General features: G+C 42.7%; 15 protein-coding genes and 2 pseudogenes. 7 read left to right on the top strand and 10 right to left on the bottom strand.

Translation table 11 applies throughout. The features are described from left to right. Window positions 1-308, top strand: a pseudogene (locus tag AM629_RS12785) (ISNCY family transposase); the annotation flags it as partial. A gap of 474 nt (window positions 309-782) precedes the next feature. Here AM629_RS12785 and AM629_RS12790 read toward each other — a convergent pair. The 4 genes from AM629_RS12790 to AM629_RS12805 form a co-directional block, all read right to left on the bottom strand. After that, on the bottom strand, window positions 783-2105 hold the full coding sequence (locus AM629_RS12790) for an RCC1 domain-containing protein (RefSeq protein ID WP_054479509.1): 1323 nt from the start codon (window positions 2103-2105) through the stop codon (window positions 783-785). A gap of 70 nt (window positions 2106-2175) precedes the next feature. Then, on the bottom strand, window positions 2176-3369 hold the full coding sequence (locus tag AM629_RS12795) for an RCC1 domain-containing protein (protein ID WP_054479511.1): 1194 nt from the start codon (window positions 3367-3369) through the stop codon (window positions 2176-2178). Between the two features lie 942 nt (window positions 3370-4311). Beyond that, window positions 4312-4590, bottom strand: coding sequence for a helix-turn-helix domain-containing protein (locus AM629_RS12800; RefSeq protein WP_054479513.1), 279 nt, complete (start codon window positions 4588-4590; stop codon window positions 4312-4314). Then, window positions 4587-4907: a type II toxin-antitoxin system RelE/ParE family toxin gene (locus tag AM629_RS12805; protein WP_054479515.1), complete on the bottom strand. Its 321-nt coding sequence runs from the start codon at window positions 4905-4907 to the stop codon at window positions 4587-4589. Before AM629_RS12805 ends, AM629_RS12800 begins: the two co-directional genes overlap by 4 nt. Before the next feature lie 91 nt (window positions 4908-4998). Here AM629_RS12805 and AM629_RS12810 point away from each other — a divergent pair, with 91 nt between their 5' ends. Beyond that, complete coding sequence (locus AM629_RS12810) at window positions 4999-5298, top strand: hypothetical protein (RefSeq protein ID WP_054479517.1); 300 nt, start codon at window positions 4999-5001, stop codon at window positions 5296-5298. Between the two features lie 70 nt (window positions 5299-5368). On the opposite strand, the gene AM629_RS12815 is transcribed toward AM629_RS12810, so the two are convergent. Beyond that, window positions 5369-5692: a CcdB family protein gene (locus AM629_RS12815; RefSeq protein WP_054479519.1), complete on the bottom strand. Its 324-nt coding sequence runs from the start codon at window positions 5690-5692 to the stop codon at window positions 5369-5371. Then, window positions 5692-5940 carry a type II toxin-antitoxin system CcdA family antitoxin gene (locus AM629_RS12820; protein WP_083451921.1) on the bottom strand — a complete coding sequence of 83 codons (249 nt, stop codon included), beginning with the start codon at window positions 5938-5940 and terminating at the stop codon, window positions 5692-5694. Before AM629_RS12820 ends, AM629_RS12815 begins: the two co-directional genes overlap by 1 nt. Before the next feature lie 165 nt (window positions 5941-6105). On the opposite strand from AM629_RS12820, the gene AM629_RS23960 reads away from it, so the two are divergent. Next, entirely contained in the window at window positions 6106-6336 is a 231-nt protein-coding gene (locus AM629_RS23960; protein WP_149616156.1) for a hypothetical protein, read from the top strand. Window positions 6337-6564: 228 nt separating this feature from the next. Here AM629_RS23960 and AM629_RS12825 read toward each other — a convergent pair whose 3' ends face one another. Both AM629_RS12825 and relB read right to left on the bottom strand, forming a co-directional pair. Then, complete coding sequence (locus tag AM629_RS12825) at window positions 6565-6837, bottom strand: type II toxin-antitoxin system RelE/ParE family toxin (RefSeq protein WP_054479524.1); 273 nt, start codon at window positions 6835-6837, stop codon at window positions 6565-6567. Next, entirely contained in the window at window positions 6837-7277 is a 441-nt protein-coding gene (relB, locus tag AM629_RS12830) for a type II toxin-antitoxin system RelB family antitoxin (RefSeq protein ID WP_054479526.1), read from the bottom strand. Before relB ends, AM629_RS12825 begins: the two co-directional genes overlap by 1 nt. 385 nt (window positions 7278-7662) lie before the next feature. On the opposite strand from relB, the gene ligB reads away from it, so the two are divergent. Continuing rightward, window positions 7663-9399 carry an NAD-dependent DNA ligase LigB gene (gene ligB, locus AM629_RS12835; RefSeq protein WP_054479528.1) on the top strand — a complete coding sequence of 579 codons (1737 nt, stop codon included), beginning with the start codon at window positions 7663-7665 and terminating at the stop codon, window positions 9397-9399. Here ligB and AM629_RS12840 read toward each other — a convergent pair. Continuing rightward, a complete protein-coding gene (locus tag AM629_RS12840) occupies window positions 9393-10010 on the bottom strand; it encodes a trimeric intracellular cation channel family protein (protein ID WP_054479529.1) in 618 nt (205 codons plus the stop codon). The genes ligB and AM629_RS12840 overlap by 7 nt on opposite strands. A 135-nt stretch (window positions 10011-10145) precedes the next feature. On the opposite strand from AM629_RS12840, the gene AM629_RS12845 reads away from it, so the two are divergent. Continuing rightward, window positions 10146-11438, top strand: a complete 1293-nt coding sequence (locus AM629_RS12845) for a YidR family protein (RefSeq protein ID WP_054479532.1) — start codon at window positions 10146-10148, stop codon at window positions 11436-11438. Window positions 11439-11508: 70 nt separating this feature from the next. Here the strand turns inward: AM629_RS12845 and AM629_RS12850 are convergent, their stop codons facing one another. After that, complete coding sequence (locus AM629_RS12850) at window positions 11509-11814, bottom strand: YceK/YidQ family lipoprotein (protein ID WP_054479533.1); 306 nt, start codon at window positions 11812-11814, stop codon at window positions 11509-11511. Between AM629_RS12850 and AM629_RS24225 the strand changes: the two genes are divergently transcribed. Together AM629_RS24225 and AM629_RS12855 are read left to right on the top strand one after the other, a co-directional pair. Further along, entirely contained in the window at window positions 11741-11890 is a 150-nt protein-coding gene (locus tag AM629_RS24225) for a hypothetical protein (RefSeq protein ID WP_167338262.1), read from the top strand. The two genes, AM629_RS12850 and AM629_RS24225, sit on opposite strands and share 74 nt — an antisense overlap. 340 nt (window positions 11891-12230) lie before the next feature. Next, window positions 12231-12404: pseudogene (locus tag AM629_RS12855) on the top strand (helix-turn-helix domain-containing protein); the annotation flags it as partial. Window positions 12405-12586 lie beyond the last annotated feature (182 nt).

Below are 12586 nucleotides of genomic sequence, written 5' to 3' on the forward strand. Positions count from 1 at the left end.
GCGTGCTAAACTACTTATTACAGGCGGGAGATACTGCCGATCCAGAGGGTTTTATCCGGCGACTGGCAGAACAGTCCCCGAGGTATGAGGAGGTACTGATGACAATAGCGCAGAAACTGGAGCAGAAAGGGCACCAGAAAGGGTTTATTGAAGGACGGCAGGAAGGACTCCAAGAAGGATTAAATAAAGGCGAAAAACGGGGGATCCTGAAAATCGCGTGTGCGATGATCGACATGGGTATCGACCGTGAAACGATAATGAAAACGACCGGGTTGAGTCAGAACGAACTTGAGCAAATACGCCACTAACTCGTGCTGAGAGTTCTTAATCAGTATTCAATGATTCATGTTAAAAGAGGATCTTACGGTGACTGTCAGAACAGTCACCGAAGTGCGAGTATCGACCGTGAAACAGTGATGAAAATCACCGGACTAAGCTTGAACAAATGTCTGACAAACTTACTATTGATACGTTATCGGCATAAAAATGCTTGAGTCAATGCACGAAACGCATAGAAGCGGCGCATTTACATTCCAAGCGATAAGACTGGGTCTGAATCTACGTGCTTCTGAAATCTCTGTTCTTAAGCAGAGCTGAAGTTATTTATTTTCCAAACTGTTTAGTGGAATTATTGTCTTTTCATCTTTATTTGGACGGTTATTTTAGTAATAACAGTGGGAAAGGGAGCCGATATTTCAAATGGAATAAACGACAGGCTGAACCGAGGTATATGGCTCAGCCTTGGTTTTAGTGTTTTTTTAATGATTCATAATAACAATGGGCTAATCATCATATTCACTATGTACTATATTATCGTTACCAACATCCCAGGCTAATATCTGACCATTCTGTCGTAAGACTGCGAAAGATTTACCTGTTGTACTTAGGCTGACGATATCCTGTAATCGGGCTATCCCAGATGGGAGTTTGACGTTTGGACCACAGTGTCCCCAAGAGACCACGCTACCATTCGCCCGTAAGGCAGCGAACGCATCATTTGCTGCACTTAGGCTGACAATGTCCGTTAAGTTGGCGATTTCGGGTGGGATGCTGGTACTTGCCCCCCAGATGACTACGCTGCGGTTTGCCCTCAAGGCAGCGAATGAGCCTCTTACTAGATGTGAACTTATTGCGGGATGTAGGCTGACTATATCCTTTAATGAGGCAATTTCGGGTGGAACCTGACCGCCAGAGTTCGGATTACCCCAGGTAACTACACTACGGTCTGCCCGCAGGGCAGCAAATGCTTTGTCTGTTGCACTTAGGCTGACAATATCCTTCAAATTGGCAATTTCTGTCGGAACGCTGCCGCCTGATTCTCCATCTCCCCAGGAGAGTACGCTACCATCCTTTTGCAGGGCTGCGAAAGAAGCCCATGTTGAACTTAGGCTGACGAAATACTTGTAGTCTATATTAGAAGGTACAGAATATTTACCCCAGGAGACTACTTGATCATTCGCCCGCTGGGCCACGAATGTGTTCGCAGTTGTACTTATTCTGACAATGTCCTGGGCAATGTCAGATGGGACTTGCCCTCCTTGATATGGATTTCCCCAGGCGACCACATTACCATTCGCTCGTAGGGCGGCGAAGGCAGAATGTGTTGAACTTAGGCTGACAATGTCCTGTAATTCAGCAAGATCGGGTGGGATTGGGCTTCCACAATTTGGCGCTTTCTGATCTGGAGCTCCCCAAACGACTACACTACGGTTTTCCCGCAGGGCGGCGAAAGCACTCGACGTTGAACTCAGACTGACAATATCCCGTAATTTGGCAATTTCTGGTGGGACTTCGCCGCCCTTGTCTCGATCACCCCAAGCGACCACGCTACGGTCTGCCCGCAGTGCGGCTACAGCAGAGGTTGTTGAAGTCAGGCTGACTATATCCTGTAATTGAGCAATTTCGGGTGGGATATTTCTGACATCATCATCTCCCCAAGCGATCACTCTGCCATTTGGTAATAACATGGCGGTTGACCAGGCCGTAGGGACGATGCAGATCTTGTCGTTGGAGTTACTATTACCGTATGTCCCAAATTGTTGGTATAACTTTATAGAATTATCGCGGATATCCATGTTTGGTGAGAAATTGTTATTTTGGTTCATCTTCTTCTCCTAATAAGGTCATATCGGATTTACCTTTTCTGTACCGTAAAACTTCTGCTCAATGGATTAACTAACTATCATATTCATTATGTAGTTTATTGTCGTAAATAGAGCCCCAGCCTACCCTCTGACCATTGGTTCGCACTATTGTGAATGAGTTTCTTGATGCACTAAGGCTAACGATATCTTGTAATCGAGTTATCCCGGGAGGGACTTGATTGCCTTGATAATTGCCATATCCCCAGGCAACGACGCTACCGTTCATCCGTAGGGCTGCAAATGCGGTTTCTGTTGCACTTATACTGATAATATCCTGCAATACGGCAATTTCGGGTGGAGTTTTGATATCATTACCTTCCCAGACAACCACACTGCGATCTGCCCGTAGGGCCGCGAAAGCACTCGATGTTGTACACAGACTGACAATATCTTGTAATTGGGCAATATCCGACGGAATATTGCCATCCGAAGATGGGGCGCCCCAAGTAACGACACTGTGATTTTCCCGTAGAGCCGCAAAAGCAAAATTTGTTGCGCTTATGCTGACAATATCCTGCAATTGAATAATTTCTGGTGGGATTTGAGTACCTAAGTCTTGGAATCCCCAGGTGACGATGCTGCGGTTTGACCGTAGAGCTGTGAAAGCAGAAGCTATTGCACTAATACTGACAATATCCCGCAATTGGGCAATTTCTGGCGGAACCTGACCTCCCCAATTCTTAATTCCCCAGGCGACTACGCTGCGATTTGCTCGTAGGGCTGCAAATGCGTTTATTGTTGAACTCAGGCTGGTAATATCCTGCAATTGAGCAATTTCATCAGGTACTTGACCGCCAGAAAATTCATTGCCCCAGGCGACTATGTTTCTGTTTGCTCGTAGAGCCACGAAAGCAGAATTTGTTGCTTTCAGGCTGACAATATCCGTTAATTGGGAAATGTCGGGTGGAACTTGGCCATCGTTACCTTCGTTTTCGTTTCCCCAGGCGACCACGCTCCGGTTTTTCCGTAGTGCCGTAAAAGTATCATCTGTTGCACTCAGGCTAACGATATCCTGTAATTGAGCAATGTTGGGCGGGATTTGACTACTAGGGCCATTTCCCCAAGCGATCACTCTGCCATTTGGTAATAACATGGCAGTTGCCTCTTTAGTAGAGGCGATGGGCGTATTATTATCAGCGTCACTATTCCTGTTTGGTTGCCAATATTGTTTTATAGGATTATCGTTGGTATCCATATTTGGTGAGAAATCGTTATTTTGACTCATATTATTCTCCTAATGAAGGTTATATAGAATTTATCTTTTACCCACAGGGAGTCTATGTCATGAAATCTATCCCTTGCGGGTTAAGCTGCATTTCTACTGATATGAAGAACGTTGTCTATTCTTTAAATATAATAGGAAAAATAATTAATACCTAATGACAAGTCTATTTTTTAATCCGGCTTCAATTGTTTTTCTACCAAATAAGTGACAAAAACTACAATTTTTAAGTTTGATTAGAAGAACTTAGCGGAAATATAAATAACATTCCAAAATAGTGCTATACCTTGTACAACGTATAATCCTATGTATAGTAAGGGTCGAAGATCATGTGTGTATCAGAATTATGAAACCTTATTTATATCATTATATACCCTTCATCTTTCAAGCTGCTGCTTTGTTGGCTGCGTTTACTTACCCCAGTCACATCGTTATCTATGCTCCTGGGGATGCGTTCACTTGCCGCCGCACTGCAACTTGAAATCTATTGGGTATAGTTGCTAATAATATGTAAATGTATAAATTAATTTACTAATGATTAATCACAAAGCTGGAAATGTATAATTATTAATATTTTTGTCGTAATATTTGTTCTATATAATTTATAAAAAGTCCGTTATTTTTGGGTAGTGTTTTCTTTTCAAACTATTTCGTGAAATTATTGCCTTTTGATATTTATTTGAAAGTTGATTTTGATAATAACATCGGGAATACGCAATGAGATTTCAAATGAATATTCGATAGGCTGAGTTATTATATTTTATTCCGTCATTGATTAGTGGTTTGTGATAACAAAATAATACTTAATAGATTGACTAACCGTATCGCTATGCACTTTGGTATTGAAGCTTACCCAGCTAACCCTTCGGTTGTTCACCCGCATGGCTATTACAAAAGAAAACAAATATGAAAAACACCCGAAGATGCTTTTCTATATCGCTTGGATTAAATTGTTTTGAAACCAAAATGCAGTTCACAATTGCAAGCTCTGGCGTAGTTCAATAGTGTTTTAAGTGTTGGGTTTCCATTTCCTTTTTCAAGCCTGGAAATATTCGCTTCTTTCGTTCCCATCCGCTGTGCAACTTGATTTTGAGTTAAACCAGCAGCACGCCGCATGCGTAATAGAGTATTAATTAACTCGAATTCTGGTTCTAGCGCATCATACTCAGCTTTTACATCTGGGTTAGCTAATGCTTGGGATTTTAGAGACTTTAAGCTACTCATTTTGTAACCTCTTTCATTCGTTCATAAGCGAGATCAAGATCCTTTTTAGATATCTTCTGGTTTTTCTTAATAAACGCATGAAGGACAATGATATTTGAACCTTGTAGATAGCAAAACAATCCGCGTCCTAGACCTTCTTGCGCTTTGGCGCGAATCTTGAATAGACCTTTTCCCATTGACTTAGTGTGTGGCTCTCCAAGATTAGCGCCATGTTCTTCAATGAGCTCAAGCAGTTTTAGCATGCGAGCCTGAATTCTGGGTGGCATATTGAGGATTGCATCCTCGACGCCATCATAGAGTTCAATGTTCCAGTTCATATTCAATATTGCCCTTAATCTTATCTTATGTGATAAGTTTGTAAGTTGTCAAGACTCTGTTTTCGATGAAAACCACTGGGGGCGGAGATTATTGATAGCAGCACTGAACCAAGTATTAAATACATCAGGTTTTCACCATGATATTCGCTCTATGCAGTATATGAAAAAGTTCGTTATCTTGGGATTTCAGGAAGTTATTCCTTCGAACCGCTTCGCAAAGTTATTATTTCAGCCTTGGACAGCCTCTCTTTATCCTCTATTTTGTTGTTATGCATGGATAGTCAGGGAGCAACGGATGCTTAATTTATTGATATTAATTCTGTTCATTATTTTCAGTGCACCGATAGTTGTCGATGAGACATTGAATACAGAGAAAAATTGCCCGGATTGAGCGGGTATTTTTTACATTCTCCGCACGAAGGGGTCTGACGGTTCTAGTTATCTTTCTTCTCTTTGCGGGTTCAGGTGTTCGTTATGATGGCATCGAGGGCTGAGATAATTTCATTTCTGGATGAGGCTACGTTGCATACAAAATCTGATTTGTTGATTTTTTTTGCATCCAGAAACGTTATTGCTGGTGTAAATATATAATAACTATTATTATTAATGACCACCTGAGGGGTGATTCTTTTCTGGTTGAGGCTAATGTCATTTTTAGATACCAGAGGAACAATAATCCTTGTTGTTAAATCATCAAAATAATCATTCTGGATAATAAGGTAAAACGGCCAAAGCTTGTTTGTTTTGGCCGATGGATTACGATACACATCAAATTGCTGTGGCATTACAGGCTCCCGAAAAATTCATCGTCTGTAAGCATTCCAGCTTTCGCCATGAATATGTTCATAGCCTGCATATCTTCTTTCTCTTTCTCTCTCTCATCCTGTTTAGCTTTTATAGCCTGCGCCAGAAGGATATCTAGTGTTGCTGAGAGATTCATGTCCATACTACGGGCTTTATCGACCAGTGAAGCTGTCAGGTACACGTTGGTGCTTCTTTTGGTGCTGTTACGGGGAGAGGTAACGGTATTCATGGTGTTTACTCCTATGCGCAAAAGTATGCGCATAAGTATGATGGGTAACGGAAAAACAATCAAGTATCCTGCTTCTTGAAAGACTTAGAATTTAATTATTAATTGCAATGCAACAAATAGTTAAATGAATCAGATTTTCACCGTGATATCCGCTCTATGCAGTATATGAAAAAGTTCGTTATCTTGGGATTTCAGGAAGTTATTCCTTCGAACCGCTTCGCAAAGTTATTATTTCTGTCTTGGACAGCCTCTCTTTATCCTCTATTTTGCTGTTATGCATGGATAGTCAGGGAGCAGCGGATGCTTAATTTATTGATATTGGTTCTGTTCATTGTTTTCAGTACACCGATAGTTGTCGATGAGACATTGAATACAGAGAAAAATTGCCCGGATTGAGCGGGTATTTTTTACATGATGACATATTCAGGCGCTATGATCGTTCTAGCGCCAGCTCGCTCGCAGCTAGATGGATATACCCGTTATCTTTCTGGCTGCACTCGTTCACCCCGGTCACATAGTTCGCTATGCTCCCGGGGATTCGCTCCCTTGCCGTCGCGATCCATCTTGAAATCTATTGGGTATATATCAGAAACAATGTAAGAAAAATTTTATCACCGTGAATAGCTAGGGCCATTGCCGGGCGGTATGTAACACTCTGAGTACCTGTAAAAGGTTTCTCCGAACCTGGTAGATCATCACGTAATGGGGATGAACGACAGCCTCCCGTGTCCCTTTTACCCTACCAAGTTTATACATATTGGGATGTTGGCAGGCCATTTCTGCCGTCACTTCAAATTCATTATCCAGTTCAATTGCAGCCAGCGTATTATCCAGCGCGATATATTCCATAATAGCTTCACGATCAGCCAAAGCCATTGGCTTCCATTCCAGCTCCATTATATCTCCTTACGTAGGGCCGCTTTTTTGGCTGCAAACCGTGCTTTAACTTCCTCATGAGGAACACTGGGGTGGGGATCATCGATAGCTGCCTGAACTTGCTGACGGAACCATGCATCATAGGCAGCAGCCTTATGCGCCCGTTTCAGAGCTTCTGCACGGTCTGGACGGGCCGTTTTCGTTGGTGTACCCAGATTATAATTGGCTGCATCTACATTGAACTGTGCAATGCCTATGTCTTTAAGATAAGTGACAAGGGTTTCCAGTCGTTTAAACAGGCGTACTTGGCGGCTGCGCTGGGCAATCAGAGGACGCTCCACCGCGCCATATTTCACCATCAGAGTCCATCCATCGTTATGGCCTACCACATGTACCGAGTTAACAGCGCCGGCTTCAACCAGCCGATTTAGTGTGGAATGATCGATTGTTTCTGTGACCATAAATGCTCTCCTGAGTTATTTATATGCAAGTATACCCGTTATCTTTCAAGTTGCCTTTTTGTTGGCTGCATTCACTCACCCCGGTCACAGAGTTATCTATGCTCCCGGGGATTCGCTCCCTTGCCGCCGCGATCCATCTTGAAATCCATAGGGTATATTTAGAGTAGCATATGCATTTAATTATTAATTGCAATGCAACAAATAGTTAAATGAATTAGGTTGTCACTGTGATATCCGCTCTATGCAGTATATGAAAAAGTTCGTTATCTTGGGATTTCAGAAAGTTATTCCTTCGAACCGCTTCGCAAAGTTATTATTTTAGCCTTGGACAGCCTCTCTTTATCCTCTATTTTGCTGTTATGCATGGATAGCCAAGGAGCAACGGATGCTTAATTTATTGATATTAATTCTGTTCATTATTTTCAGTGCACCGATAGTTGCGGCTGAGACATTGGATACAGAGAAAGATTGCCCTGCATGGTCGCAAGACAAATTACAACGTGAAACAAAAAGTCTGATGCAACAGATGGCTCAATGGGATCAACTCTATCGTCAGAAAGGGATCGGCGAGATCGATGATGAAGTTTATGATCAATTAATGGCGGAGCTAATTCATTGGCAACTCTGTTTGAAACAAGTACCTCATTCAGATTTTCCTGTGGCAGTTATTACGGATAATAAGCTTGTTCATCCGGTTGCTCATACTGGATTAAGTAAACTAAAAGACGAACGGGAAATTAATCGATGGTTGCAGGGCAGATTACCTGTCTGGTTACAGCCAAAGATTGATGGCGTGGCGGTAACATTGGTTTACCAGAAAGGAAAATTAGTTTCATTAATCAGCCGGGGTAATGGTTCTGAAGGCATAGATTGGACAGCGAAAAGCCGACATATTCCCGGTATTCAGCAGAATATAGAAAATGCACCGCCTTATATGGTGTTGCAAGGAGAGCTTTTTCTGCATAAAGAGGGGCATAGACAACAATTATCCGGCAGTGATGGTGCCCGTAATCGTGTTGCGGGTTTGATGATGCGCAAGGAGCATTCGCCAGAATTAAAGCAAGTAGGTTTGTTTATCTGGAGCTGGCCGGATGGTCCTGCCGAGATGGAAAATAAATTGCGAAAACTAGCGGATATGGGTTTTCCATTAGCGCTTCGCTATAGCCATAAAATAGAGAAACCAGAACAAGTACAGAAACTGCGGATGCGCTATTTTGAACAACCTATGCCTTTTGCCACAGACGGTATCGTGCTGAAACAGGAAATTGAACCTAAAGGAAATCAGTGGCGGTCTGGATCTAACAGTTGGGCTGTGGCATGGAAACACCCTTTGCGCCATCAGGTCACACATGTCAGGGAAGTGAGTTTTACTATTGGCAGAACGGGCAAAATCTCAGTTGTGCTTGGGCTGGATAAGGTAAAACTGGATGACCGACAAGTCAGCCAAGTCAATATTGGGTCGGTCCGTCGTTGGCAACAGTTGGATGTGTTGCCGGGGGATCGGGTGACTCTTACACTAGCCGGTCATGGTATCCCGAAATTAGATCAAGTGGTGTGGCGGATTAAAGAGCGTCAGGATATTCAGCCACCCGATAAGCAGCGTTATCATGCGCTGAGTTGTCTGACGTTAACGGCGGGCTGTGAACAACAGTTTAATGCGCGACTGAAATGGCTTGGTGAAAATCTGCACATGACAGGTGTCAGTAGCGGTAGCTGGGCAATGTTGGCTGAACAGAAATTAGTCACTGATTTAACCGGTTGGTTAGCGCTTTCAGTTCAACAAATTGAGGCTTTACCGGGAATTGGGGATAAACGAGCACGGGCTATTTATTCACAATTCAGCAAGGCAAAAAATCAGCCTTTTTCTTATTGGATGAAAGGCATTGGGGTGCCTTATATGGCTAAGCTGTCCGACGATGTTGATCACTGGCGGCAGCTGGAGCAGAAATTAGCCGGAGCACAGTTAAAACAACAGTTCACTGCCGGGCAATTGAAAAAATTGTCTGATTTTATCAATGACGCACAGATTAAAATGATTGCAGATAAACTGTCAGTAGCAGGGATAACGGGTTTTGACCGGGAAAATGGGGTCGTGGTTAACCCCGTTGATATGGTTCAGTGATCGGAGTGCTCATAATTAAAGACAGGTAATCCAAGACGGTAGCGAATAGCAACCAATCTTGCTGTCAAACCTGCGATCAGGGTAATCAGAACAATGCCGTTTGGCGGTAACGGCGTGTGTTGTAAGCCAATATATAACCAGGCAGCGGCAAAGGAGACACCGGCATAAATCTCTTTCTGGAAAACTAACGGAATGGTGTTACATAACATATCGCGTAACACACCACCGAAAACGCCGGTGATAACCGCAGCAATAGAAGCAATGATCGGGCCATAGTTCATATCCAATGCAATCTGGGCGCCGATAATGGAGAAAACAATCAAACCAATGGCATCAAGGATCAGGAACAGACGGCGTAAATGTTTCATCATGGGGGCGACCCAGGTAGTTATCACAGCGGCGCAGGCGACGGTTACGATATATTCAGGGTGTTTAACCCAACCAAGGGGATAATGCCCAAGAAGTATGTCCCGAACGGAGCCACCGCCAATGGCAGTGACCGAAGCAATAATAATCACGCCGAACATATCCATCTTACGGCGGCCAGCGGCTAAAGCGCCTGTCATCGCTTCAGCAGTAATACCAATGATATAAAGAACACTCAGTAACATAGATTATTCGATGTGCACAGCGTAAAAAGATAAGGGTAATGTCGAAATGGTAAAGTCTCGACTGAAATTTTTTAGTTCTATCTATTTCGGATTACTATTATTTATCCGAAAAAAACCTGATATAAGGATAATGTAATGGCCTTTCAGGAACGGCAAATCACGTTTGACAATCGTAGCCACCAGCTTACTAATATTAATGTCTGGACACCAGACAGCCAGTGGTTAGTTTATGATGTTCGTCCCCATGGGGCTTCTTTTACCGGTTTAACAATAGAAAAAATTCATGCATACAGTGGCAAAACAGAAATTATCTATCAGGCCAAAGAGGGCGCTCATGTTGGCGTGGTGACGGTCAGCCCAACAGAACCCGTCCGGTACGCGTTTATTCATGGGCCTGAATTCCCAGATGAGCAATGGCATTATGATTTTCATCACCGGCGAGGGGTGATTGTCAGTGAGGATTTACCCAGAAAAGCGGTCACATTGGATGCCATGGATATTACCGCACCTTATACACCGGGAGCGCTACGCGGAGGTAGCCATGTTCATGTATTCAGCCCAGATGGTAGTCGTCTGAGTTTTACTTATAACGACCATGTTATGCATGAGCTTGATCCAGCATTGGATTTGCGCAATATCGCCGTAGCGGTGCCTCTCAAATCTGTTGAATCATCTAAACGACATCCCCGTGAACATGATGGTAGCTATTTCTCCGTTGTAGTCAGTAGTACAACACCTCAGCCAGAGCCGGGTAGTGATGAGATTAACCGAGCCTATGAAGAGTGTTGGGTCGGTCAAGCTGGATATCGTAAAGAGGATGACCGTTGGCAGCGTTGGGCGTTAGCATTTATTGGTGATACTATTTCCCCTGAAACAGGGAAAAAAGTACCAGAAGTTTATATTGTTGATTTACCCGAACAGGATGCTGATTATGCAATAGCAGGGGAAAAACCACTGGAAGGTACGGAAACAACATTGCCTGCTCCGCCTGCTGGCGTAAAGCAACGCCGTTTAACATTTACCAATCACAAACGCTGGCCGGGGGTGGTGATTAATCCGCGTCACTGGCTACGGGCTTCACCGGATGGTGAGCAGATTGGTTTTCTGATGAAAGATGACAATAGCATTATACAACTGTGGACAATATCGCCAAATGGGGGCGAACTGTGTCAGATAACTAAAAGTAATTATGGTATTCAATCTGCTTTCAGTTGGGATCGAAGCGGTCAGTATGTTGTTTTTATTTGTGATAACAGTGTGATGTGGTGTGATGTACAAAATAGTCAAATGCAGCGTTTGACAAAGCGTACCGAGAAAGCACCTGCGGCGGATGCCGTTGTGATTTCACCTGATAGCTGTCATGTTGCCTTTATGCGTGAAGTTGATGGCTATATGCAAATTTTCCTGGTGGAGACCGGACTAAAATAAATATATTTGCTACCAGTTGGCTCTATCCATTGGTGCAATCAATCAGAACGAGTGATTAATTGGTTTTAGGCTAATTTTGTGCTTTTTCTATTTTTTCAATGCGTTCTTTTGGTGAACTTGCTGACTGGTCCTCATCAGATTTTATATAGTCATAAGGTAATAAAAGGGTATCTAACAGCGCAGAAAAAGGGAGGTCAATCGCTAGCAATGGCCTCACTACCCAGCCAGTATCATTATCTTTCAGCATTTCGATATTTGCTTTGGTGCCGGGATAATAACCGCGGCTAGGTCCTGAGTGCATCATGATGCTGGTACATCCGCTGGTTAACAGCCATCCTAATGTGACGCAAAATAGAATTAATTTATTACTCTTCATCGGTTCTATAGATCTCGTATGGTCAAACAGCCAGAATATTCCACTTTACCTAAGTTCTCTGTTACTTGTCGGGTGACTAATATTTACCAAGAGAGCTTAGCTAAAGGCTTCTATATCAACTACTATAATCACACTATGCAACATTGAACATAGGACGAACACCTGAGAATGGTGAATTTTTTATGTCACACGATTTTTTCTATATCTTTTTGATGAATAAAAAGCAATTCAAGCCATATAATGCGTTATGTAGCCTATTAATTTAAACCATCTTTAAGGGTAAAGTAATTTGGTCTGAGCTAATACACTTAATTGTTTCCATTTTTTACCCGATTGACTAGTGGCATGTGAAATTTGTTGGAACACATCAGCAATATGATGCGATAGACGCCAACATAATTGAGCCGGAGTAAGCTATGAATATTAAACCAATCAGAACAGAGCAGGATTATAAGGCAGCTTTAAAAGCCATCTCACCATGGTTTGATAATCAGCCTGAAATTGGATCTCCCGAATTTGATTATATGGAAGTTATGGTTTTGCTGATTGAAGCTTACGAGACTGAACATTTCCCGATTGGCCCGCCAAACCTAATGCTTTGCACTAGCCCTCAGTAAACGCACAAAAACCGGCCTATTCAAGCTATTGGATTTATAATTTTCTGATTAAATAGCTACTGTTTAAGAAGAGTAGATAGATAAGGAATGTTTATTCTCTTTTTCTTAATGCATAACACATTCTACAAACTCTGATAATAATCATGTAAAAGTCC

It is taken from the genome of Photorhabdus heterorhabditis, assembly GCF_001280945.1.
Lineage (GTDB): Bacteria > Pseudomonadota > Gammaproteobacteria > Enterobacterales > Enterobacteriaceae > Photorhabdus > Photorhabdus heterorhabditis.

Excerpts from the sequence above, each read along its gene's own strand:
- relB (WP_054479526.1), bottom strand. The coding sequence starts at position 7,277 with ATGGTCACAGAAACAATCGATCATTCCACACTAAATCGGCTGGTTGAA.
- AM629_RS12815 (WP_054479519.1), bottom strand. The coding sequence starts at position 5,692 with ATGCCACAGCAATTTGATGTGTATCGTAATCCATCGGCCAAAACAAAC.
- AM629_RS12800 (WP_054479513.1), bottom strand. The coding sequence starts at position 4,590 with ATGAGTAGCTTAAAGTCTCTAAAATCCCAAGCATTAGCTAACCCAGAT.
- AM629_RS12850 (WP_054479533.1), bottom strand. The coding sequence starts at position 11,814 with ATGAAGAGTAATAAATTAATTCTATTTTGCGTCACATTAGGATGGCTG.
- AM629_RS12805 (WP_054479515.1), bottom strand. The coding sequence starts at position 4,907 with ATGAACTGGAACATTGAACTCTATGATGGCGTCGAGGATGCAATCCTC.
- AM629_RS12790 (WP_054479509.1), bottom strand. The coding sequence starts at position 2,105 with ATGAACCAAAATAACAATTTCTCACCAAACATGGATATCCGCGATAAT.
- AM629_RS23960 (WP_149616156.1), top strand. The coding sequence starts at position 6,106 with ATGAAAAAGTTCGTTATCTTGGGATTTCAGGAAGTTATTCCTTCGAAC.
- AM629_RS12795 (WP_054479511.1), bottom strand. The coding sequence starts at position 3,369 with ATGAGTCAAAATAACGATTTCTCACCAAATATGGATACCAACGATAAT.
- AM629_RS12825 (WP_054479524.1), bottom strand. The coding sequence starts at position 6,837 with ATGGAGCTGGAATGGAAGCCAATGGCTTTGGCTGATCGTGAAGCTATT.
- AM629_RS12820 (WP_083451921.1), bottom strand. The coding sequence starts at position 5,940 with ATGAATACCGTTACCTCTCCCCGTAACAGCACCAAAAGAAGCACCAAC.
- AM629_RS12845 (WP_054479532.1), top strand. The coding sequence starts at position 10,146 with ATGGCCTTTCAGGAACGGCAAATCACGTTTGACAATCGTAGCCACCAG.
- AM629_RS24225 (WP_167338262.1), top strand. The coding sequence starts at position 11,741 with ATGATGCTGGTACATCCGCTGGTTAACAGCCATCCTAATGTGACGCAA.
- AM629_RS12840 (WP_054479529.1), bottom strand. The coding sequence starts at position 10,010 with ATGTTACTGAGTGTTCTTTATATCATTGGTATTACTGCTGAAGCGATG.
- ligB (WP_054479528.1), top strand. The coding sequence starts at position 7,663 with ATGCTTAATTTATTGATATTAATTCTGTTCATTATTTTCAGTGCACCG.